General features: G+C 54.7%; 26 protein-coding genes. 13 read left to right on the forward strand and 13 right to left on the reverse strand.

Features of this window, described 5'->3' with window-relative positions:
• Positions 1-101 precede the first annotated feature (101 nt).
• On the forward strand, positions 102-1,073 hold the full coding sequence (gene ispH, locus PUV54_RS15785) for a 4-hydroxy-3-methylbut-2-enyl diphosphate reductase (RefSeq protein WP_274493300.1): 972 nt from the start codon (positions 102-104) through the stop codon (positions 1,071-1,073).
• Positions 1,074-1,096: 23 nt separating this feature from the next.
• On the forward strand, positions 1,097-1,525 hold the full coding sequence (rnhA, locus tag PUV54_RS15790) for a ribonuclease HI (RefSeq protein WP_274493301.1): 429 nt from the start codon (positions 1,097-1,099) through the stop codon (positions 1,523-1,525).
• Between the two features lie 23 nt (positions 1,526-1,548).
• Here rnhA and PUV54_RS15795 read toward each other — a convergent pair whose 3' ends face one another.
• Positions 1,549-2,031, reverse strand: coding sequence for a peroxiredoxin (locus PUV54_RS15795; protein WP_274493302.1), 483 nt, complete (start codon positions 2,029-2,031; stop codon positions 1,549-1,551).
• Between the two features lie 124 nt (positions 2,032-2,155).
• On the opposite strand from PUV54_RS15795, the gene PUV54_RS15800 reads away from it, so the two are divergent.
• Positions 2,156-2,782, forward strand: coding sequence for a YqgE/AlgH family protein (locus tag PUV54_RS15800; RefSeq protein ID WP_274493303.1), 627 nt, complete (start codon positions 2,156-2,158; stop codon positions 2,780-2,782).
• Positions 2,783-2,802: 20 nt separating this feature from the next.
• Here the strand turns inward: PUV54_RS15800 and PUV54_RS15805 are convergent, their stop codons facing one another.
• The 5 genes from PUV54_RS15805 to PUV54_RS15825 form a co-directional block, all read right to left on the reverse strand.
• Entirely contained in the window at positions 2,803-5,001 is a 2,199-nt protein-coding gene (locus PUV54_RS15805; protein WP_274493304.1) for an EAL domain-containing protein, read from the reverse strand.
• Between the two features lie 238 nt (positions 5,002-5,239).
• Positions 5,240-5,830, reverse strand: a complete 591-nt coding sequence (locus PUV54_RS15810) for a GNAT family N-acetyltransferase (RefSeq protein ID WP_274493305.1) — start codon at positions 5,828-5,830, stop codon at positions 5,240-5,242.
• A gap of 39 nt (positions 5,831-5,869) precedes the next feature.
• Entirely contained in the window at positions 5,870-7,120 is a 1,251-nt protein-coding gene (locus tag PUV54_RS15815; protein ID WP_274493306.1) for a M16 family metallopeptidase, read from the reverse strand.
• Positions 7,117-8,526, reverse strand: a complete 1,410-nt coding sequence (thrC, locus tag PUV54_RS15820) for a threonine synthase (RefSeq protein ID WP_274493307.1) — start codon at positions 8,524-8,526, stop codon at positions 7,117-7,119. The genes PUV54_RS15815 and thrC overlap by 4 nt, the downstream gene beginning before the upstream one ends.
• Positions 8,527-8,541: 15 nt before the next feature.
• On the reverse strand, positions 8,542-9,579 hold the full coding sequence (locus tag PUV54_RS15825; RefSeq protein WP_274493308.1) for an SMP-30/gluconolactonase/LRE family protein: 1,038 nt from the start codon (positions 9,577-9,579) through the stop codon (positions 8,542-8,544).
• Between the two features lie 192 nt (positions 9,580-9,771).
• On the opposite strand from PUV54_RS15825, the gene rpmE reads away from it, so the two are divergent.
• Positions 9,772-9,996 carry a 50S ribosomal protein L31 gene (gene rpmE, locus PUV54_RS15830; RefSeq protein WP_274493309.1) on the forward strand — a complete coding sequence of 75 codons (225 nt, stop codon included), beginning with the start codon at positions 9,772-9,774 and terminating at the stop codon, positions 9,994-9,996.
• A 3-nt stretch (positions 9,997-9,999) separates the two neighbouring features.
• Here rpmE and rcdA read toward each other — a convergent pair whose 3' ends face one another.
• A complete protein-coding gene (gene rcdA / locus PUV54_RS15835) occupies positions 10,000-10,515 on the reverse strand; it encodes a protease adaptor protein RcdA (RefSeq protein ID WP_274493310.1) in 516 nt (171 codons plus the stop codon).
• Positions 10,516-10,677: 162 nt separating this feature from the next.
• Here rcdA and PUV54_RS15840 point away from each other — a divergent pair, with 162 nt between their 5' ends.
• Entirely contained in the window at positions 10,678-11,379 is a 702-nt protein-coding gene (locus tag PUV54_RS15840; protein WP_274493311.1) for a DUF429 domain-containing protein, read from the forward strand.
• A 2-nt stretch (positions 11,380-11,381) separates the two neighbouring features.
• On the opposite strand, the gene PUV54_RS15845 is transcribed toward PUV54_RS15840, so the two are convergent.
• Entirely contained in the window at positions 11,382-12,332 is a 951-nt protein-coding gene (locus PUV54_RS15845) for a hypothetical protein (RefSeq protein ID WP_274493312.1), read from the reverse strand.
• A gap of 31 nt (positions 12,333-12,363) precedes the next feature.
• Positions 12,364-13,671, reverse strand: a complete 1,308-nt coding sequence (locus PUV54_RS15850; protein WP_274493313.1) for a hypothetical protein — start codon at positions 13,669-13,671, stop codon at positions 12,364-12,366.
• Between the two features lie 160 nt (positions 13,672-13,831).
• Here PUV54_RS15850 and trmFO point away from each other — a divergent pair, with 160 nt between their 5' ends.
• The 3 genes from trmFO to PUV54_RS15865 all read left to right on the forward strand — a co-directional run bounded on the left by trmFO (position 13,832) and on the right by PUV54_RS15865 (position 17,094).
• Positions 13,832-15,232, forward strand: coding sequence for a methylenetetrahydrofolate--tRNA-(uracil(54)-C(5))-methyltransferase (FADH(2)-oxidizing) TrmFO (trmFO, locus tag PUV54_RS15855; protein ID WP_274493314.1), 1,401 nt, complete (start codon positions 13,832-13,834; stop codon positions 15,230-15,232).
• A 193-nt stretch (positions 15,233-15,425) separates the two neighbouring features.
• Positions 15,426-16,172: a TetR/AcrR family transcriptional regulator gene (locus tag PUV54_RS15860; RefSeq protein ID WP_274493315.1), complete on the forward strand. Its 747-nt coding sequence runs from the start codon at positions 15,426-15,428 to the stop codon at positions 16,170-16,172.
• Between the two features lie 31 nt (positions 16,173-16,203).
• A complete protein-coding gene (locus PUV54_RS15865; protein ID WP_274493316.1) occupies positions 16,204-17,094 on the forward strand; it encodes a pirin family protein in 891 nt (296 codons plus the stop codon).
• 66 nt (positions 17,095-17,160) lie between these two features.
• Here PUV54_RS15865 and PUV54_RS15870 read toward each other — a convergent pair whose 3' ends face one another.
• Both PUV54_RS15870 and PUV54_RS15875 read right to left on the reverse strand, forming a co-directional pair.
• A complete protein-coding gene (locus PUV54_RS15870) occupies positions 17,161-17,628 on the reverse strand; it encodes a hypothetical protein (protein ID WP_274493317.1) in 468 nt (155 codons plus the stop codon).
• A 127-nt stretch (positions 17,629-17,755) separates the two neighbouring features.
• Complete coding sequence (locus tag PUV54_RS15875; RefSeq protein WP_274493318.1) at positions 17,756-17,950, reverse strand: DUF1192 domain-containing protein; 195 nt, start codon at positions 17,948-17,950, stop codon at positions 17,756-17,758.
• 77 nt (positions 17,951-18,027) lie between these two features.
• Here PUV54_RS15875 and PUV54_RS15880 point away from each other — a divergent pair, with 77 nt between their 5' ends.
• Positions 18,028-19,023, forward strand: coding sequence for an NAD(P)H-quinone oxidoreductase (locus PUV54_RS15880; protein ID WP_274493319.1), 996 nt, complete (start codon positions 18,028-18,030; stop codon positions 19,021-19,023).
• A gap of 153 nt (positions 19,024-19,176) precedes the next feature.
• Positions 19,177-19,866, forward strand: a complete 690-nt coding sequence (locus PUV54_RS15885; protein ID WP_274493320.1) for a DUF1013 domain-containing protein — start codon at positions 19,177-19,179, stop codon at positions 19,864-19,866.
• On the opposite strand, the gene PUV54_RS15890 is transcribed toward PUV54_RS15885, so the two are convergent.
• A complete protein-coding gene (locus PUV54_RS15890; protein WP_274493321.1) occupies positions 19,863-20,642 on the reverse strand; it encodes an SDR family NAD(P)-dependent oxidoreductase in 780 nt (259 codons plus the stop codon). The genes PUV54_RS15885 and PUV54_RS15890 overlap by 4 nt on opposite strands.
• Positions 20,643-20,766: 124 nt before the next feature.
• A complete protein-coding gene (locus PUV54_RS15895; RefSeq protein WP_274493322.1) occupies positions 20,767-20,949 on the reverse strand; it encodes a YdcH family protein in 183 nt (60 codons plus the stop codon).
• Positions 20,950-21,104: 155 nt separating this feature from the next.
• Here PUV54_RS15895 and PUV54_RS15900 point away from each other — a divergent pair, with 155 nt between their 5' ends.
• Genes PUV54_RS15900 through PUV54_RS15910 form a run of 3 tightly spaced genes read left to right on the forward strand, consistent with a single transcriptional unit; the run spans position 21,105 to position 22,591 of the window.
• A complete protein-coding gene (locus PUV54_RS15900) occupies positions 21,105-21,698 on the forward strand; it encodes a UbiX family flavin prenyltransferase (RefSeq protein WP_274493323.1) in 594 nt (197 codons plus the stop codon).
• Positions 21,695-22,207: a TIGR02444 family protein gene (locus PUV54_RS15905; protein ID WP_274493324.1), complete on the forward strand. Its 513-nt coding sequence runs from the start codon at positions 21,695-21,697 to the stop codon at positions 22,205-22,207. The genes PUV54_RS15900 and PUV54_RS15905 overlap by 4 nt, the downstream gene beginning before the upstream one ends.
• Before the next feature lie 42 nt (positions 22,208-22,249).
• Positions 22,250-22,591 carry a YdcH family protein gene (locus tag PUV54_RS15910; protein WP_274493325.1) on the forward strand — a complete coding sequence of 114 codons (342 nt, stop codon included), beginning with the start codon at positions 22,250-22,252 and terminating at the stop codon, positions 22,589-22,591.
• Positions 22,592-22,593 lie beyond the last annotated feature (2 nt).

Consider the following 22,593-nt stretch of genomic DNA (forward strand, 5'->3'; position numbering starts at 1 on the left):
GCGTCCTTACATGTTCAAGCGGTTCTCGTAGCGTCTCGCCGCTTGTGGCGCAACGCCTGAGGGAGCCCGGCAGCCAGGCAATGAAGGAGAGCGGCCAGGACATGACAGCGCCTCGCCCCCAAGCCACTGACGACCTATCCATTTTAACTGTGAGATTGGCGTCTCCACGCGGTTTTTGCGCTGGTGTCGAACGCGCCATCAGGACTGTTGAGGATACGCTGTCGCAATATGGCAGGCCTGTATTTGTGCGCCACGAAATCGTCCACAATGTTCACGTGGTGTCCCGGCTTGCCGCCATGGGAGCCGTGTTCGTCGAATCACTAGACGAGGTGCCCTCGGACCGGCCCGTTGTGTTTTCCGCCCACGGGGCGCCAATATCCGCACATCAAAAAGCCGACAGTCGGCATTTGGTTAAAATAGATGCAACCTGTCCGCTGGTTTTGAAGGTCCACAATCAGACACGCCGTCACATCGCCGCGGGCCGCCATGTCATTCTCATAGGCCATGCCGGTCATCCTGAAGTTATCGGCACCATGGGCCAGGCCCCTGATGGCGGCAGTATCACGCTGATTGAAACCGAAGATGAAGCATCTAAGGTATCCCTTCCTGATGCTCCCCTCGCTTATGTAACGCAGACTACCTTATCGGTTGATGAAACCCGGGGCATCATTGACGTGTTGAAAAGCCGCTTTCCCGATATTGCGGGACCTGCGAAAGAAGATATCTGTTACGCAACGTCGAACCGGCAGGCGGCGGTAAAAGCTACAGCGCCGGGAACCGATCTCTTTGTTGTCATTGGATCGGAAACTTCGTCTAATTCAGTCCGGCTTGTTGAGACAGCGCTTGCAGCGGGCTCAGCAAAAGCAGTCCTGACGGATGGCGCGGACTCGTTTGACTGGTCTCTATGTGATGCCGCCCGATCAATCGGCGTCAGCGCTGGCGCATCTGCACCGGAAGAGCTGGTGGAAGCTTTTTTGACGACACTCGCGAAAAAGAGGCCAATCAAAATAGAATCGGTCGAAACAGCAAAAGAAAACATCGTCTTCAAACCGGCGTTACGCCTTGCAAGCTAACTTTTTCTTTTCTGGATGTTACCATGATCGAAGTCTTCACTGACGGCGCGTGTCTCGGCAATCCCGGTCCTGGCGGATGGGGCGTTCTTATCGTGGACGCTAAAGAGGAACACGAGCTCAGCGGCGGGGAAGAAAACACAACCAATAACCGTATGGAACTGCTGGCGGCTATTCAGGCGCTGGAAGCGACGTCGGCTGACCGCCCGATCATCTTGCACACAGACAGCCAATACGTAAAAAACGGCATCACGACCTGGATCCACGGTTGGAAACGCAATGGCTGGAAGACATCCGCCAAAAAGCCCGTCAAAAACCGGGATCTGTGGGAAACCCTCGACGCGCTAATCCAGAACCGTGAAATCGACTGGCGCTGGGTCAAAGGTCATGCCGGACACGCGGGCAACGAACGAGCAGACACGCTCGCCAGCACGGCGGCTCAGAAATTTTCCTAGAACCGCCGTGTGAGAAGATAGGTTTAAAGTTGTCCAAGCATGTGGTCAGCGCTCGAAACGTCGAACGCGCCTGGTTGTTCAACATTCAAATGCTTAACGACGCCATCTTCAATAACCGCTGAAAACCGCTGTGAACGCTCGCCCATGCCGAAGCCTTTGCCGTCCATAGTCAATCCAAGCGCACGAGCGAAATCGCCATTTCCGTCAGCCATCATCTCAACCTTGCCGCCGGCATTTTGATCCTTGCCCCATGCATCCATGACGAAAGCGTCGTTCACGGACATGCAAACAATCTTATCAACGCCTTTTGATTTAAACTCCTCAGACTTTTCAACAAAGCCGGGAAGATGCTTGGCGGAACATGTCGGGGTAAAAGCGCCAGGCACGGAGAATAGCGCAACTTTTCCGCCCCCAAATAGTGCGCCGGTTTCCGCTTCCTGAGGTCCCTCGGCCGTCGCCAGCATGACTTTTACGTTCGGTATTTTATCACCAACAGATATGCTCATAGGGATCCTCCATAATTTTTGAAACGTGGGCGCGTTGTAGGGCTATGAACCGGCTCAGTCCACCTGTTTCCACGCATCAGCACGGCTTGCATAGCCCTTAGCTGCACCTTACTTTCTCATAGATATGACAGAGGCCGATCACGAACGCGAAAATAGCGAGCAGGACTTTTTGGAAGGCCAAATCCTAATCGCCATGCCGAATATGGGCGATCCGCGGTTTGACCGATCCGTCATTCTGGTCTGCGCCCATGATGAAGAACACGCCATGGGCGTGATCGTCAACAAGCCGCTAGACGATGTTGATCTCGCTGAACTTCTTGAGCAGCTAAAGATTGAACCTCAACCTGGGGCGGATGAAACGCCGGTTTATTTTGGCGGGCCTGTTCAAACGGAACGCGGCCTCGTCCTTCATACGCTCGACTATAAGATCGAGACGACGCTGGCGTTGGACGATCATTTCGGACTGACGGCGAGCCGTGACATTCTCGTCGATATCGCCGGCGATGAGCCTAAACGCGCCGCGCCGCGAAAGTATTTGCTCGCCATTGGTCACGCCGGTTGGGGTCCAGGTCAGCTCGAACAGGAAATTTCAATGAATGCCTGGGCTCATTGCGATGCGGATGAAGAAATCATTTTTAATGGCGCACAAGAGTCCGTTTGGAAACGCGCGCTCTCTAAACTCGGGGTGACGAGCGCGATGCTGTCACGAGAATGGTCGTCAGCCCGCGACGATGGTGAACCGCTAAATTAGTATGCCTCTGCGTGACAACGCTACTGGCTTTCTCCGCCAAACAATCGCCAGCGATTGTGTTTGCGATCAAGCACGTCGTTTTCGCCGCCGCCGCTGAAATCCACTTCGATCTTACGTTCGAATGGTTTTTCCGTTTCTGAGAATTCGGCGCTGTCTTCTGCGGGGGCTGGCTCTTGCACGTCAACCGCCGTTTCACCTGTTTGCGGTTGCGCTTCCCGATCGAGCGGAGAGGCGGCTAATAATTTCAGTTTGTCAGCGACCGCGACATCTTCGGGCGCTTTTGGTGATAATGATTGGGTCTCAGAAACTTTTTCAGATTTGATTTCAGGCGTTTCAGTCATCACTGGTTTGCCGAACTGAAATCCCTGCCCGTAGGCGCAACCCATCTGTTTGGCTTTTTGCGCGGCATGTTTAGATTCGACGCCTTCGACGATGACTTTTAGGCCAAGATCTTTTCCAAGCGATACGAGCGCATTGACAATCTTTGCGCCGTCGCCGCCGGAATCGAGATCGCCGGTAAACGATTTGTCGATTTTCAGAAAGTCGAAGTTATATTTTCTAAGATTGGACAGGCAGGTAAAACCCGACCCGAAATCGTCAAACGCCAATGCAACGCCAGTATTTTTCAATTTCTTGAAGACGTTTGCTGCAAGTTTGACGTCAGAGATTGCATCCGCCTCGGTTAGCTCGAGCACGAGCGAATGTTTCGGCAGATCATATTTTGAAACAACGTCACGGACGGCTTCGAGAAAACCGTCTTCGCGAATTTGACCCCATGAGACATTCATCGCGACAAACAGATCTTTGCGTTTTTCTTTCTGCAATGCATCCGAAAGAAACGCCGCAGCCTGTTGCAGCATGGTATTAGCAAGCGCACCGCCCTGCCCGGCGCGTTCTGCGGCTTTCACGAACAGTTCCGGGCCTTCATCCGCGCCATCCTGCTGATCGCGCCAACGGGCCAGTGCTTCGTACCCTGCAACCTTTTCATTATCGAGCGTCACGATCGGCTGGAACGCTGCAACAATATCGCCCTTTTCAAGCGCCGCAGACAGTTTCGCCGTCATGTGACCAGACGCCGATGGCACGATTGCAGCTTCTGTCGCCGAACGCAGACTTGTTTCATTTACGCCGTTTGACGAGGCGCCAGAAACCACTGGCTCGACAAACGCAACCAAGCGTTCAAGCTGACCGGATTCCTCGTTGGCTGCGCGCGCCCCGCGAATTCTGATCAACCGCCCGTCGAAAAGTTTCAAACTGGAGTCGAACGGGCCATCGAGCGGTGACAAGACCTCTGAGTCAAACCGTGCTGCGTCATCGGCATGAATGAAATTTCTGAGAGCGTCCGGCGTAAACGGCGCACTTGAATCCGCCCCAAGAAGCGATGGCAGCGACGGCGTTTGATCTACTGATTGCGGGCTCCAGTCCCAGATGCCAACGCCGGAGTAATCGAGAACGCGCGCTATCTGGCTGTCGAGCACAATTTCGGCTCGTTCGGTAGTTGCGCTATGTTGAGCTCGACCTTCAAAATTTTGATTGGAGTGAAAGCCAAGGCTCTCCGACGTTACAACACCCGACAGCGCAGGCGCGCCGCTCTCGGTCAGCGCCACGATACTGGCGGAAATAACGCCAAGGGTGAAAAGTCCGTGAGAGGCGACGGCGACAGCGGCGGACTCGCCCCCGAAAAGACCAAGGACCGGCGCGGCGGCGGCGAGCGCGACACCCGGCAGCACAAGCCGTGCGCCGTTATCGCCCCGCAATGACTGAAGAGCCGCCAGTATAACGGCAAAGCCGCCGACGCCGATTAACGCCATGCGCATCAAAGGCGCGAGGTCAATGCGGTCGAAGAAGTTGATTACACCCATCCCGCCAAGAACGAGAGCGGCCGTGAACATCACGCCGCCAAGCAACGCATTGTAACGGGCCGCGCCAACGGAAGCTGAAAGGAAAACAATCGCCCCGGCGGCAAACAGCGCCTGAAGCATCACCACGCCTTCAGAAGATAAGCCGGAGAAAAAACCAAGCCAGGAAAGTTCCAGGGCTGCCGCCGCGGCGACCATGACCAGTGCGCAAACCGCAAGCCCGCTTCTGCGAATGGCGGCGTAGCCCGCCAGAAACGCCATGGCGACGATAAACGCACCCGCTAATGCGCCGCGAATAAGATCCGCCTCGCCTAGTCCAACTGTTCCCTCAGATATTCCGAAAACACTGACAGCAATCATTTGCCCCGACACCCCAAATTTTACCCTCTAGCCGCGAAATTGCGGCGCACCTGAACAGGTCCCCGCCAGAAACCGGCTTGCAAAACGCACGCCCGATCCCGCTTGCGCTAACCATGGCCAGCGCCTCGCCCTCAGGCATATCTTCACGTGTGTGTGACTTTATCGCAAGGCCCAAGCACGCCCGGAAAACAACTTTTTCACACGGTTCAACGCAAAATTGCGCTCGTAAACGATATTTCTATTTAGAGACGCGGTCTGCAGCCGTGACCGCGTAAATCAGGTGGTCTCGCCAGGCGCCATTAATCTTAAGATAATCGCGCGCCAGCCCTTCTTTTTTGAAGCCGCACCGCTCCAAGAGTTTTTGCGATGCAATATTTTCAGGCTGACACGCGGCGATGACCCGATTGAGACTGATCGCGTCGAAAAGGTGGTCAAGCATCGCCGCCACCGCCTTCGCTCCATAGCCGAGACGCACATAGGGCGCCCCGATCCAATAGCCGAGAATGCCGGACCTGGAAGCGCCATAGCGAACATTTGTCAAGGTCACACCCCCGACCATGACCCGATCGTCACGCCGGAATACTGACAGTGAAAGACCACCGCCACGTTTTGCGTCTTTCGCCTGAGACGCCAGCCGTCTCTTAAAAACCGCAATCGAAAGCTGGTCAGGCGCCCAGTCTTCCTCCCAGGCAATCAAATGCTCGCGGCTGATCTCCCGCAGTGAAGCCCATTGTTCGTAATCGGATAGTTTCGCCGTACGCAGATAAACGGGATCGCGCACAAGAATTGGATCAAACGCCGGATGGCTGGGCGACTTCGTCAGAAACATGAGTTCAGTTTATACCGTAGTTTAGTCCCAGCAGACCACTCAATTATCCGCAAACAAATTCGAAACTGAGTGCAGATTCCCCGGACCGACTATTGAAACGGCGCATGGTCCGTCGAACGCGCGCAAGGCACAGCGTTTCAGATCGTTAGCAGAGATGTCGTCTATCCGCTGGAGAATTTCTTCCGGGGTCATAAGCGCTCCATAAACGAAAAGCTGGCCCGCTGCAGCTTCAATCCGGCTTGCCGGACTTTCAAGCCCAAGCATAAGTGATGACCTAAGCAGCGCTTTTGCCCGTGCGATTTCCTGATCATCAAGCGCACGCGTCGCATCTTCCATTTCATGCCGGATGATCTCTGCACTCTCCGTTATGTGTTCAGCTTCTGCGTTCACATAGGCGCCAAACAATCCTGACTGCTCAAATCCATCGGCAAATGCGTACACCGAATAGGCAAGCCCGCGCTCTTCGCGTATTTTCTGAAACAGTCGGGACGACATGCCGCCGCCTAAAATATCGGCTAACAAGCGCGTTGCGAAGAAATCGTCATGGGCCGACGCAACGCCGGGAAACGCAAGCGCCAGATGAGTTTGCTCGATATCGCGATCAGCGTGACGCACGCCGCCGTGGAATTTAGGCTGCGTTCTCGTCAACGGCTCGCCTTTGTCAGGCATCGCGCTGAAATATTCTTCAGTCAGCATCAACAGGGATGCTTCATCAACAGCGCCCGAGGCGGCAATGATCATCTCCTGCGGACGGTACCAGCGATCCATAAACTTGCGAAGAGAGTCCGGCGTTTGCGCTCGAACGGTCTCGGGCGTTCCCAAGATGGTCCGCCCCAGCGGGTGATCTTTCCAGGTGACTTCAGTGAGCAGTTCAAACACGACATCATCTGGGGTATCCGCGACCTCGCCGATTTCCTGAATGACAACTTCGCGTTCCTTTTCAAGTTCTCCCTCGCTGAAAACCGGATTCTGTAAAATGTCTGCGACAATATCGGCGCCGGTCGCAAGATCGTCTTTTAATAAACGCGCATAATAGCCGGTACGTTGATGCGATGTCGCGGCGTTGAGATATCCACCAACGGATTCAATTTCCTCGGCTAGCGAACGAGCGGTTCGTTTTTTTGTTCCCTTGAACGCCATGTGTTCAAGAAGATGAGCGACGCCATGCTCGCCCGCGCGCTCATCCATGCTTCCCGCTTTGACCCAGACGCCGAACGCGGCCGTTTGAAGGCCGGGCATGGGGTCGGCGATAACACGAACGCCGTTGCTTAAGGTGTGTATTGTGGTCATGCGGAGCCTTTGGCGAAGAGATCATTGACGATGGACTTTATTGCATCGGCGGCGGCTGGCGCCTTGCGCATCTCTTCCGGTCTATCGAACAAATCCGAATATGCTTTCGGCAGCGCCGGCGTTCTGCCGGTTGCTTGTTCAACCGCTTCGGGAAATTTCGCCGGATGCGCCGTTGAGAGGGTTATTATCTTACCGGAAATAACACCTTCACCACGCAAACGGATCGCGGCGGCCCGCGCGACCGCCGTATGCGGATCGATGAGATCGCCAGTTGCTTTCTCATGTTGCGCGATTTCAGCGAGTGTTTCCTCTTCGGAGACCGCTGCTGAGACAAAGTCTTCACGGATCGCTGCAAGCGTTGCATCGTCAATCCGCATGGAGCGTTTGTCCGAAAATTTCTCCATCAAGTCGCGCAACGCTGTGTTATCCCTCCCTTTAGCTTCAAACAGCAGTCGCTCAAAGTTCGATGCAACCTGAATATCCATGGAAGGCGACGCTGTCGGTCTCACTGTAGCCGGTGTGTAATCGCCCTTGCTGATGGCCCTGTGGAGAATGTCATTGGCGTTCGCGGCGACGCCAAGTTTCGCAACCGGCAAGCCCATTTTCTTGGCTGCGTAGCCGGCGAAAACGTCGCCGAAATTTCCCGTTGGTACGACAAAACTGACGGGCTCATCTTTTCCCGCAACGCTTGCCCACGCAGTGTAGTAATAAACCGTTTGCGCGGCGAGCCTTGCCCAATTGATGGAGTTTACGCCCCCAAGCCGAACCGAACGGACAAATGTTTCATCAGCAAAAAGCGCTTTCACGATCGCCTGGCAGTCGTCGAAAGAACCATCGACGGCAATGTTGCAGACGTTTGGCGCGATGACGCTGGTCATCATCCGCCGCTGCACCTCGCTGACGCGGCCTTCAGGATGCAAAACGACAATATTCACGCGCGCGCAGGATTTTAGTGCTTCGATCGCTGCTGACCCCGTGTCGCCCGAGGTCGCGACAATAATAGTCAGCGTTTCATCGCGTCGCGTCAGCGCGGCGTCAAAGAGCCGTCCCAGGATCTGCATGGCGAAATCCTTGAACGCCAAGGTGGGACCGTGAAACAGCTCAAGAATATAGTCATCATCGCCAACCTTGCGCAGTGGCGCAACCGCCGGATCGGCAAAGCCGCCATAAGCATCAGCGGTCATTTCGTGCAGCAACGCTGAATCAACTGCATCACCTGCGAAAAAAGAAAGAATTTCCGCCGCGGCTTTTGCATAAGGCATCTCACCGATGCGGCGCGCCTCGGAAACTGTCAGGCGCGGCCATGCCTCAGGCATGTAAAGGCCGCCGTCCGGCGCAAGGCCGGCCAGTAAAGCGCCCTCAAAATCGACAGCGCTCGCGCGCCCGCGTGTTGAGATGTATTCCATGGGCCGTGTCTTGGCTTAACCGGCCGTTTTAGGCAAATCGCAAAGCAGGAATTTTTCGTCGTAAACCGTGCCGATCAGCAACTTGCCGTCAGCCGGCGCGGCGACCGTAGACGCTGAAAGCTCATCACCCTCATTCCGATAGACTGTAACGGGCTCACCATCTTCACCGATCACCAGCACTTCGGAAGGGGCAGTCGCGGAAGGGCTTTTTGCCAGAGCCGGCAGTCGTAAAGGCTTTGGCAAAGCGCCGACCCAGACCTTGCCAGACGAATCGACGCTCACATTATCCGGAGAAGATTTGAGATTGATCGTATTAGCCGGCGTCAGGGAACCAGAGGCCGGATCGCGCCTGAAAACCTGCACCGCCTTGCCTGAAGTTTCGGCGACGTAGACGCTCTCCCCGTCCGGGCCAAGCGCAATACCATTCGCGAAACGCAAGCCCTCCGCCACATGTTTCCAGATCGCGCCATCAACAAAATAGACATCGCCTGAGCCGGTACGCATCAAAAAATGAAGGCTTGCGATTCGCGCCTTGCGGCCCGGCCGGACATCGTTGGTCACGTAGAAGCTGCGCGCGCTTGTCGCTGCGACACTGTTTGGACTGTTAAGCCGGCGCTCGGAAAAAGTGTCCAGATGCTCAAGATCGCCATTTTCAAGCACATCATAAACTTCAACGGACGGGCCGGCGTCGTTAACGACAAACAGCCTGCGGGTTTCACCGTCCTCGTAATAATCAATACCGAGCGGGCGAAACGCCTCCGGCACGCCCATGGTCCGGTCGCGAAAACCATTTGACGCCAATGGATCGCTAAGATCGAAAACATGGATTGCGCCGCGGGCATCCTCCGCGCGACGGTCGAGCGATGAAATAAAGGCCTGCTGACGGCGCTGATCGACGCGAATATCTTCAGGTCCTGGAATGCCCGTGACAGGAAGGCAGGACGCCAGAGGCGCCGGCTCAATAGAAGAAAAATGGTTAAAAGACCGCAGGTTCAGGGCGACAACACCCCCGGCCAGCACAACAAGACCTACGAGGAACAACCAGATACGCATTAAACCGGCCAGAATAGGGCGACGAACGCAAAAAACGGACGAAATCTTCGTTCCGACCCTAACATCGGCTTCTGGCGGCTTCTAGGCGTTGAATCTCACATTTAAGGGGTTGCGCAGGTTCGGCGGCTTGCGTATATGCCCCGCTCTTATCCGAATTCGAACTACTGGGACGCTTGCGCGAAGGCCGCCGTTATGAAGAAAGAAACTCATCCAGACTATCACACCATCAAAGTGGTGATGACGGACGGCTCCTCGTTTGAAACCCGCTCGACTTACGGGTCTGAAGGCGCGACCATCAATCTCGATATTGACCCGCTCAGCCACCCTGCCTGGACCGGCGGTCCACAGCGTGTCGGCGAACGCGGTCGCGTTTCCAAATTCAATCAGAAATTCGGCAGCTTCGGTCTCAAGAAGTAAATTCTATTTACGGCTGGCGAAGGCTTTGAGGAGCGTGCGCTGTTGCGCGGCGGCGTCATTCTTTACTTCCGCGCTGACCTGTCCTGTGAACAATTCACCATCCAGCCTGCTGATACGGTTATAAAGCTGTTGCGCGGCGTCGATCAGAGTCACCAGCATTTCCGGCAAGCCCTCTGACTTGAACTCAACCTTTGATGCTTCGGTCGGCGAAAGCCGGTATTTTGACTCGCTCGCTTCGCTGAGCGCCATCTCCCCTTCGCGCACGGCGCGCAAGACCAGCAGCCAGGACGCAATCTGCATCAATTGAGTCGTCAGGCGCATGGATGCGCCCGCATATGTCAGCGCTGCATCTCTGGGTAATTGCTTTGACGCTTCACGTCCTTCGCCGTCGAGATAGTTAGCGGTTTCCTCAACCAGCGCCATGCCCTCGCGAAAGGTGCGCGCGAAAAGTTCCGATTGAACGAAACCGGCAGGACCGTTGGGTGTTATTTCATTGGCGTTCGAAGACATGGCGTCCATTTATATCCCGCAATCTCAGGATGCCCGCCTGCGGCAGCGCTGGCAAGGCGTCCCATTCTAATTCCCACAACTCGCCATGCGCGATACGCCTTGACGATTTTCATTCATCGTTGAACAGGTTTCAGCAATGCTTATGCCAGCAACCATAAAGGGAAATCGCCGATGAGTTTCGTCATTGGCGTCGATGGTTGCCGTGCCGGCTGGGTCGCGGCGCGCGTTAACCTTTCCACCGAAAATATGGATGTGTTTGTCGCTGCGAAATTCGATGAACTCCTAAACCTTAACGCGCGCATGCTCATCGTTGATATGCCGATCGGCCTTGCGGATAATGGAAAACGCGCCTGTGAGGCATTGGCGCGTCAACGATTAAAACCGTTGCGGCATTCCAGCGTTTTCTCCTCCCCGCGCCGGCCAATGCTCGCCTTTGACACATACGAACAGGCGAACAGTTGGGGTAAAGCGCAAACCCCGAGCAGCGGGCTTTCAAAACAGGCCTGGATGATCCTGCCGAAAATCCGCGAAATAGATGATGCGATCAATGCTGACGACCAGCAGCGTATCGGCGAAGGTCATCCGGAAGTTGCTCTCTGGCGGCTGAATGACGGCGCACCTTGCCGCTATCCAAAACGCACAAGAGAAGGACAGCTTGAACGAGCCGGTCTGCTAACCGCTTCGGGCGCGGAAACGCCGGAATACCATTATCAAGCGCTGAAAGAACAATACGGCGCGAAAGTCGGGGTGGATGATGTTTTTGATGCTTGTGCGCTGGCGCTAACAGCACGCGCACGCCTTGATGGCGAAGCTGTTCATTTGTCCGACGGTGCGAAAGACGCGCGTGGCCTTATCATGGAAATCTGGGGCTGAAATTACTGTCCCGTTTTAAGCTGGCGGTAGATAATCCCCTGAAACGAAAGCTGCAGGCCGACCACAAAAACCTGATAGGCAAGGCTCAGCGCAACGCCGATAATGCTGAAGAGCGAGCCGATAAACCCGAGCGAACCGCCAAGCGTAGACATCACCTCGACAAAACTCATGGCGAGACTGAACGCCATCGCCATGGCGAAAAGCGCCAAAATAAAGAGCGCGCTAACGCCGAAAAGCGGCCAGAAATAACTGGATGTCAGACGATAAGCGCCGAACAGAAGCAGCCTGTTTTCAGCCGCCGAGCCCGCAACAAATGGCGCAAGCTTGATGTTGATGAAAATCAGCACCGGCGCGGCGATGAGACCACCGAGCATAACGCCGCCAATTGGCGCCGCCATGGCTTGCATCTCTTCTTCGCTTGGCTGGAAATTTGGATCCTGCCCCGCCTGCATCACCAGTGAGAAAAACTCCCTGCTTGAGGAAAAGAAATCTCCAATTGACGCACCGGCAAACGTCAGTCCGAGCAGCACCGCAAGGAGGACAGTTCCGTAGTTAATCAGAGTCAGGATAATTTGCGCAACGAAAACGCGCTGCGCCGGGCCGTCGAAACGGAGCTGCACGAAGCCTGGTCTATCTTCCCCAAGAGCCACAAGGCGGTAAATCGATGCGAATGCGCCAGCCAACACCGCCATCATCAGCACGCCGCCAGCCAGCCCGGCCAGAATGGCGACAGCTGGCGAGACGTTTAGGATTTCATCGAAGCCTGAAAAGTCAGCGGCTTTTTCCGCCGCTTCCAGCGCCTCCACATCAAAAACAAATTGAAACAGCCCCCAGGTTATCAACCCGGCAATGATAAGCGGCGCCCAGGCGAAACGGAAAACGCTGGACCAGCGCTGCATGCCGAACTGAAAGGTTTCGTTCAAAACCTCGCCGACCACCAGGCGTCCAGACATGGCTTTCACTCCTGCTGTTTCGTAGAGGCGTTTATGCGCCTGCTTCGCTCTCCCGGTAAAGCCGACCGTAAAGGCCTGCTGTTACGCCGAAGGAGAAAAACGACCAGACAAGATTTATGATGATTTTCGTAATATTCCAGACCCAAATAAAAGTGGGCAACACCCATTCTGCGGTAACGCCGCTATTAACGAGACGGCTTGAGACCGCCGTTGCGTTGTAAAGCATGTTCACCATCCACGGCAGAAGCCTGCCGAGGAAAAGACCGTTGATAACAACAATCTGGACAAAAATGAGAAGCATCCCGATCAACGCCAGAATGACCCAGAGCCTGATGATGTTCCAGCCTCGTGTCACTCTCAGCGTATTGCCAAGGCCCAGCGAGCTACGGCAGACGGCAACGCCGGGATAGGCATACAGCCGCAGATTGAAGTAATTGACCAGCAGGTAGGCAACGATGCCGAAAATGAGAATGGCGTCGACTGGCGAGCCGGCGAGGTTTTGCGCCGCCTCCCCGCTTAGGCCGGCGATCTGTTGGTAGCTCTCCAATATTTCCTGCCGGAAAAACAGGTATGCCCCGCCAAGAAAAACAACCGTCATAAGCAATGTTGTGAGCGCGCGCAAAAACGCGTTGCTATTTACGGATGCATTAGGCCTGTTTTTTGGAGAGAAGTGTAAGAACACGACGATCCACAGCAATATTGCGAAAGGCGCCGCGAATACGGAAGGCAGGGCGTGACTATAAAGCCAAGCCATGCCCTGATCAGTCAGGGTTGCGCTTGCGGTCGATATCTCAATTGTATGAAGACTGTTTGGATCAGGAAACGTCGCCACCGTCTGCGCCAGAGCCTCGACGATATATTTTAGCGAATAGTATGAAGCCCCGGCGATGGGACCGAAAACCAGCACCGCAACAAACAAGAAACTAAAAATACCGGCCACAATAAACCGCAATTGATCCGGACCGAATGGCGCGCGAATGACACCGGGCGAAGGCTTTTCACCCAGCCCCGCATAACGGATCAGCGGCGCCATGAAAGATGCGGCAAGCAGAGTCTGCACAATTATATTACCGGCGGTAATGGCCCACATGGCGTCGGCGTTGTTTTCAAATCCTCGGGCGGCGTGTTGGCCAACAAGCTGTTGTGCACTGAGAAATGACGGAATGTCTTCAAAAGTGATCAGTCGGCCCGCGATAACCGACAAGTAGCCAAAGATCGCAACCATATTGGCGACAAGAATCAAAACCATCGGCAGCCACGCCACACGAGCGATGGTCTCAAGACGGCGGCCGCCAAAGTTCAACGCGTCGCCAATAACAGGGAAAATACGCAATCCCATCCCAACCCCTCTCACGCCAGTTCGCTGGCGGATTTTGCCAGTAGGCTAACCGGAAATCACCGGCTTGGCCACTGGAACCAAAGTCCGGCGTTAACTACGTTTGTCGCAGATGATAGGCGCCCATTTGCGCTGGCGTAATTCTCAACTAGAAGCGGCCTCCATGACTGAGAAAACAATTCATATTATCGGCGCCGGCCTCGCCGGGTCTGAAGCCGCCTGGCAGGCCGCCAATTCCGGCGCCCATGTGACGCTGCATGAGATGCGGCCCGTGCATCAGACAGAAGCGCATCACACCGATGGCTTTGCCGAACTCGTCTGTTCGAACTCGTTTCGTTCCGATGACGCCGAGAATAATGCTGTCGGCTTGCTGCATGAAGAAATGCGGCGCGCCGGTTCGCTGGTCCTGCGTGCAGCCGATAATAACAAAGTGCCCGCCGGCGGGGCCCTCGCCGTTGACCGCGACGCATTCTCGGCGGCAGTGACGGACGCGATCAACAACCATCCCAACATCGATGTCGAGCGGGAACAAATCGACGCCCTGCCGCCAGAAGAATGGGACAATGTCATTATCGCCACCGGCCCCCTCACGGCGGCGCCTTTGGCTGAGGCTATTCGGAGCTTTACTGGTGAAGAGTCGCTCGCGTTCTTCGATGCAATCGCGCCGATCATTTATAAAGAAACAATCAACTTCGACATCGCCTGGTACCAGTCACGCTACGATAAAGTCGGGCCTGACGGCGACGGCGCGGACTACATCAATTGCCCGATGGATGAAGATCAGTATGCGCAGTTTCTGAATGCGCTGCTCACGTCTGAGAAAACCGAGTTCAAGGATTGGGAAAAATCGACGCCATACTTCGAAGGGTGCCTTCCCATTGAAGTGATGGCGGAGCGCGGCCCCGAGACTTTACGTTTCGGACCGATGAAGCCGGTCGGCTTGACTGACCCGCGCACGGGGAAACGCCCGCATGCTGTCGTTCAACTGCGACAGGACAATGCAATCGGCACGCTCTATAATATGGTCGGTTTTCAAACGAAGCTGAAATACGGTGCGCAGACGGATGTTTTTCGGTTGATACCCGGACTTGAGAAAGCCGAGTTTGCGCGTCTTGGCGGCATTCACCGGAACACATTCCTGAATTCACCCAAGCTGCTCGATGAAAATCTGCGGCTGAAAAAAGCATCGCGACTTCGCTTTGCAGGACAAATAACGGGTGTTGAGGGTTACCTTGAAAGCGCGGCGATCGGATTGCTGGCCGGACGTTTTGCGGTAGCCGATACCAAGAATGAAATGGCCGCGTTGCCCCCACCCACGACTGCGCTCGGCGCGCTATTGAATCACATCACAGGCGGGCATATATCGGACAGCGGCGGCAAGACGTTCCAGCCGATGAATATTAATTTCGGGCTCTTTCCCGATCTTGAAGCGCCCCGAAAAGATGCAGACGGCAACCGGCTGCGCGGGAAAGAACGCGGGCGCGCCCGCAAGCGGCTGATCACGCAGCGAGCGCTGCTCGATCTTGCCGGCTGGCTCGACAGTAAGCATCTCGCTGCGGAATAAGATATTAAGCAAGGTCAGGAGTGGGCCGCGACAAGTTACCTCGCCGCGGCCCCCCCGACGTGCAGCAGGGGGAGAACACCGCACAGCCGGGAAACTTTCATCATTCTGATCGCCAAGCCCCCTCGCCTTGCCGAACTCGCAAAAAGCAATTAGGTCATTTGACCTAAACAAACGGCCATTTAGGGGGGGACTGATGGCGCCGTCAACAGACAAGTCTGGGACAACGCCGAAAAAAGAGGGTAGCAGCGGTGCTGGCGTAACAACAGGCAGCGTTAAAGCCGCGCATGACGCTATTGCGTACTCCTCACATTTGCATGAGTGTTTAAAAGATCGCCCGACAATTCGGATGTCTGACGGCAAACCCGGCAGGACAAGAGAAACCATCAAACGAATCATTGAGGCGGCACTCAAGACTTTTACAAGAGACGGTCATGCTGGACTGACATTACGCAATGTCGCCGACGAAGCCGGCATAGCCGTAGGCAATCTGACCTATCATTTCCCCACCAAAACTGCGCTTATCGAAGCAATGTTGCGCGAAGCCCTCGCCGATTATGTTGAAGATCATTTTGCCACAATAAACGGCGATCATAACTCGCCGCTTGAGATTCTGATGAGTGTAGTCGAATTCTATGTTCGCAACAGCCGCAGCGATTACCGTTTTTTCTTCCAGGTTTGGGGATACGCCGCCAGCGATGACCAGGCACGGCGCCTCGTTCACAGCCTTTACAGGCCCATTGCGCAATTTGTGTATTATCTTGTGCGCGCCGCAAATCCGGAACTGAACCACATGCAAATCCGGCGCGCGGTGGCGCAAATTTCAGCCCTTGAAGAAGGAATGAAATTGCTGATTGGGCTGGAGCCGGAAGAGAACGATCTCTTCGCAACCGCAGAAGAAGATCTGCAGGCGCTGACAAAAGCCATCATCCGGCTGGCTTGAAGACTGCCGCCAACCCGTCCAAGTTGTTTTTATGACTGCAATAGAAATGATCATCGAACCGCGAACCCGCGACCTTGGCGGTTTCACCGTCGGGCGTGTCCTGCCTTACGCAAAACGCCGCACAGTCGGACCGTTTATATTTTTCGACGAAATGGGCCCGGCGCAGTTTGAACCGGGAACCGGCATTGACGTCCGCCCTCACCCGCATATCGGCCTGGCGACGGTCACCTATCTGTTCTCGGGCGAGATCCGTCACAAAGATGATCTTGGTTACGATCAGGTGATCCGTCCCGGGGACGTCAACTGGATGACAGCGGGACGCGGCATCGTCCATTCCGAACGCACAGATGATGCGCTACGGCAAAGCGGCCAGCACATGCACGGCATCCAAAGCTGGGTGGCTCTCCCGAAAGAATTCGAAGAGACGGAGCCGTCGTTTCATCATCATCCGAAAGCAACGCTTCCTGTGATCGAACGCGATGGTGTTTCAATGCGCCTTATCGCAGGCTCGGCCTATGGTGAGAAATCGCCAGTAAAAACATTCTCACCGATATTTTATCTGGGTGTTGAAGCGTCTGCCGGTACGGATATTCCCCTTACAGATGAATACCAGGAGCGGGCAATCTATGTCCTTTCCGGACGCGTGGAACTCGATGGCGAAGCACACGATGCAGGCCGCATGATCGTTTTCACTGATGGCGCCGCGCCGCAGATCAAAGCCATTGAAGATGTAAAAGTCATGCTGCTCGGCGGCGCCCCCATCGGCAAGCGGCACATCTGGTGGAATCTCGTCTCCTCTGATCAGCAGCGCATTGAAAAAGCAAAAGCCGACTGGAAAGCCTCAGCCGATGCGAATTTCGAGGACAGCGTGTTTTCATTGCCGCCCGACGAGAGGGAACATATTCCGCTGCCGGAGGGGTAAGATTCTAATACGAAGAAATAAAAAATCACCCCGAACCTAGCCCGGGAGGGTGCTTTAAATTCGCACCTAACTAAAAACTACCAGAGTAGCGGGCGCCAAGTTTTTCAGAATCTGCGAACTCAACGCGCTGAGATTTTCTTTTTTTCTTTTCAGGTCAAACTTCGGATTACTGATTAATCCATGATAGTCGTTCACCGTAACGCCAATATGACTTGAAAGGCGCCGCTCTAGCAAAGCACTTATCAGCATCATCCAAGATTTAATCTCATCGCCTTGGTAAAGTGACAAACTTTCCAAGGCTCTCTCGTTCTTCTGCTGAGTCTTTTTTAGATCGTTCAAACGCCGCTGAATTTTTGCGGCGGACCAACCTTTTTTTTGCAAGTCATCTCGAATTGATTCTTCGTAGCCACCAATGTGTTCCTCCGTGAGGCTGAACCCAGAACCTAAAGCCGTGCCGCAATCGCAATGCGCCGTGCATGTAAAAAAATAGTTTTCATTCTCACTAACGCCTTTGGGCTGATCATCTTTATCCATCAAGTTCAATGCCAAGCGGTGTTGCGTAAACAAAGCTCGGCACCCATCAAGATCGGCAGTCGTGGGTAAAGTGACTGAAATATACGTGCACATTATCGCAATGACGTCTTAACTGTTAAAAACACCCTCAGAACTTAAACAGCTTTTCGGCTTCGTCGCGGGTTGAGCCGCGATCTTCTTTCGCGGCTTCGCAACGGCTGATCTCCGCCTTTAGATTCTCGATGCGCTCATCCAGATCACCGACGGAAAGCGCGTAAAGATCCTGCTTGGCCAGGTATTTTAAGGTCATGTCCGGCTTTTCATTGAGCGGCTCGTCGTCCATGGCGCGTCTCCCAATCGTTGCAAGAGGCCCCGGACTTTGCGAGATCATACGCCTGAACGCAAGAACAGGTGCTTCTTATGACTGGCGAGTATCCCCAATCCATGCAGGCAATTGAAATCTCAGAACCCGGCGGGCCAGAGGTTTTACGGCTGGTGAGCCGCTCGAGCCCTGTTCTCACACCAAACGAAGTGCTGATCCGTGTCGCCGCCGCTGGCGTCAATCGTCCTGACGTGTTGCAGCGCATGGGGCTCTATCCGCCGCCGCCTGGCGCCAGCGATTTGCCAGGCCTTGAAGCCGCCGGCGAAATAGCTGCGATTGGCGGCGATGTTCGTGACTGGAAAGTTGGCAACAGAGTTTGCGCGTTGCTGACCGGCGGCGGTTACGCGGAATATGCGGCGGCTGACGCCGGGTCGTGTTTGCCCGTTCCCAAGGGGTTGTCTTTCGAAGAGGCGGCCGCCCTTCCCGAGACCGTTTTCACCGTCTGGGCTAACGTCTTCGATGATGCGCAATTGAAAACAGGAGAAACACTGCTCGTTCATGGCGGAACGAGCGGCATTGGCGTGACCGCCATCGCGATGGCCAACGCCTTCGGCGCGAAAGTCATCGCCACGGCGGGTTCGAATGAGAAACGCGATGAATGCCTAAAGCTCGGCGCCGCGAAAGCATTCAACTACAAGGAAGACAAATGGGAAGATGAGATCGCGAAACTCGGCGGCGCCGACGTGGTGCTCGATATGACTGGAGGCGATTTTGTCGCCCGTAACCTCGCCTGTCTCAATCCCGGCGGGCGGCATGTTTCCATTGCTTTCCTGCGCGGCGCTGACGCTACGATCAACATCATGAACATCATGAGACAGCGGCTGAAACTTTCCGGCTCAACTATGAAGGCGCGCTCATTCGAGGACAAAGGCCGCCTCGCACGAGACATACGCACGAAAGTCTGGCCGCATGTGGAGAGCGGCGCAATCAAAGCCGCGATCGATAGGGTCTTCCCGCTGGCAGAGGCCTCCAGCGCCCATAAACACATGGAATCAGGCGCTCATATCGGGAAAATCGTCCTCAAAACCGCTTAATTTCACCTTGGCGGCGCGGGTCAAAGCGTCTATATGGCCCCCAGCACACGCTTTCCCCGACAATCCGGCGGTTAGCGCGGCTCCCAAAGCCCGGGGGCCGCATAAGAAACTTTTTGCGCGCCGTCATTCGGCGCCTGCTATTGGAGACATATCATGGCTGATCGTCCGCTCATGCCAATCGCCACTGCCGTCTGGCTGATCGACAACACGTCGCTTACTTTCGATCAGATTGCAGACTTCTGTGCGTTGCATCCGTTACAGGTGAAAGGGATTGCGGACGGCGATGTGGGCGCAGGCGTGCGCGGCATTGATCCGATCACGACACATCAGCTAACGCGCGATGAAATTGAAAAAGCGCAAGCTGATCCTGAGTATCGGCTCAAAATCTCGCGTCCCAAAACCATCGTCGCCGACAAGCCGCGCAAGGGACCACGCTATACGCCAGTGTCAAAACGGCAAAACCGGCCTGACGCTATTGCCTGGATGGTGCGTAATCACCCTGAAGTTTCCGATGCTCAAATCGGCAAGTTGCTGGGGACGACGAAAACAACAATTCAGGCCGTACGCGATCGCACACACTGGAATACAGCGAATCTGGAACCGCGTGATCCTGTCGGCTTAGGTCTTTGCACCCAGGTCGACCTTGACGCCGTCGTGCGCAAGGCCGCCGCCAAGAAAGCGAAACTGCAACAGGCCGATCCGCAGCAGGCGGAAGGTCCATCGCTTGATCCCGTTAAGGACGAAACGCCAGCCGAGGAACCAGCTGAAGAAGATACCAACAAGAAATTCGATCCAGCGAAAGTCTTTGCCGATTTCAGCACTGACTCATCAGAGAATAGCTAGGCTTTTTTCCTTGGCGCGCTGGCGCTGTTAACCGCCAGTTTGCCGCCATCAACATAAACAGTCTGTCCGGTGACATAGGACGCAGCATCACTGGCAAGAAAAAAGACAACCTCGGCGACTTCGTCCGGGTCTCCGATACGGCGGAGCGGCGTCGCATCGCGCTCCCGGTCACGTTCAGAGTCTTCGGACATCTCGCCCTTGATTGCGCCGACACCGACGAGGTTCGCGCGAATTCCATGTGGCGACAGAGCCAGGGCCACCGCTTTCGTCAGCTGATGCAGCCCGCCCTGCGAAGCCGCAAACGCCACGTGATCTGCGGCTGCAGTGACCGCTTCAACTGAACCGATATTGACGATGGCGCCCGGCGGTTCATTGGAGTCGCTATTGTCCAACCTTTTTATAAACTGTTTTGCGACTGCCTGGTTGATCAGGAACGCGCCGCGAATATTGGCTGCAACGACACGATCGAAATCATCTTCGCTCGTCTCCAGAAAAGGCGCCGAAAACTGCTGCATGACAGTGTGCGCCAGAATATCAACACGACCATAAACATCCTTTGCTTCTGCAATGACGTTATGCACATCCAGGCGCTTTGACATATCGGCGTGCACAAATGCCGCGTTTACGCCTTTGTCGATTATTTCTTCCGTAAGCGATTTACCGGCGGCTTCATCCGGGTCCGCCAACAAAAGATTGTCGCCGGCCTCTGCGAACCGGCGCGCGCAGGCCGCACCAACGCCTTTCGCGGCCCCTGTGACGATCACTGTTCTCTGCATAGTACAGTCTTCCAAATAAAATGGCGGCGTACTTTCCCGTACGCCGCTCACTGAATTTTACACCATGTTGGTGCGATTGTTTATTTCAAAATCAGGCGGATGAAAATCCGCACGCATCAATTTGCTAATTGAGCGTTTTACTTTGTGATCGCAGCTCTTCCAACTGATCCTTAATCTTGAGTTTCTGACGTTTCAGCTCCACTAGGCGAAGTTCATCATGTCCGGGATGTTTGCTTTCGGACGAAATCGCCGCCTCCAGCTCCTGGTGTCGCCTGTTGAGCGTATCCATGTGAGCTTTAATCGCCATATTCGGCCTCCTTCTGGCTGTGTGGAAACACTCAGGATTAAAACATGGGATGCCCCTTCTTGTCATCAACCCTTGTATCGATTTGAGTAACCATATTGTCTTTGATGCAGTTACCCCTTGCGCTATAGTCTTTCCGACAACATATTGAGATTGTTATGAAATCTCATCGCCGACTCATCATTGGCGTGACCGGCGCATCCGGCGCTGTTTACGCAAAACGCGCGCTGGAAGCGTTGCGGGAAACCGATGTTGAAACTCACCTGGTTTTAAGCCGGGCCAGCGAGATGACGATTCGCTACGAACTCGACATTTCCGGGGCGGAATTCGCAAGCCTCGCCGACCATCGTTACGCCATTGGCGATGTCGGCGCGCCAATAGCTTCAGGCTCATTCAAAACAATCGGCATGCTGATCGCTCCGTGTTCGGTAAAAACCATGTCTGAAATTGCAACGGGCGTGACCAGCAACCTTCTTAGCAGGGCTGCCGATGTTGCCTTAAAAGAACGCCGCAGGCTGGCCCTAATGGTGCGTGAAACACCCCTGCACCTGGGGCATTTGCGAACGATGACACAACTTGCTGAAATTGGCGCGATCATCGCACCGCCATTGCCGGCTTTTTACGCCGAACCGCAAAACATGGCTGAGCTTGTGGATCAGTCCGTCGGGCGTATGCTAGACCTTTTTGACATTGAAACGCCGCTTGCCCGCCGATGGGGCGAAGATCTTGAAAAAGGGCGGCGCGATCATTGACGGCGAACGCAGAAAACCCCTTCTGGCGCTGGTCACTCGATATTTACGGACGTAAGCCGATTGAACAGCAGCTCCTGAATCTACAGGACCAATGCGGTTTTGATGTGAATATCATTCTGTGGTGCTGCTGGCTTGCAGCAGAAGGTAAAGCCCTCACAGCAAGTTCACTGGGCAACGCCATTGAAGCGAAGCGGGAATGGACCGCCGAAGTCATCCACCCGCTTCGCGCCACAAGAAGGTATCTGAAATCAGTTCAATACGGAGGAACGAATGAGGACATCGCCAGGCTTCGCAACCACATCAAGGCTGCGGAACTAGATGCGGAAAAACATGTCCAAAATGTATTGTTTGAAAGAAGCGATATCGACGCCCTGCCCGCACAGAAAAACAAGGAAAAACAGGCTTTCGATCACCTAACTCTCTATGCAAAATTGCTTGGAGCCTATCAAAACCCGGCATTTTCGGAAGATTTGCTTCACATTCTTGTCGATAATGTTTTCGAACAGTAGCAACATGGCCTAGCGCGGGGCGCGCTCTACCAGGGAAGGTCAATGACGGACGATAAACCGCCTGAACATGGCTGCGGAAAGGCGGCAAACGGCGACAAGCCACAGACCGGAAAACCAGTAGCGAAACTGACAGCAACGTTGCTGACTTCAGAACGGTTTGAGGCGCGAGATGAGAATTTTGACGGCGCCAATGATGAAGCGTTGGTGATCCGTCTCGCGCAGTTCGAAGAAGAGCACCGCGACCTTGATGCAGCCATCACGTCGCTTGAAGAAAACTCACCTTACGAAAGGCTGACGATTGCGCGCCTTAAAAAGAAGAAGCTTCAAATCAAGGATCTGATTCAGGAAATAAAAGACGCGATGCTGCCTGACATCATCGCATGACC

Origin of the sequence: Hyphococcus flavus, assembly GCF_028748065.1 — a bacterium.
In the GTDB taxonomy this organism is placed as follows: domain Bacteria; phylum Pseudomonadota; class Alphaproteobacteria; order Caulobacterales; family Parvularculaceae; genus Hyphococcus; species Hyphococcus flavus.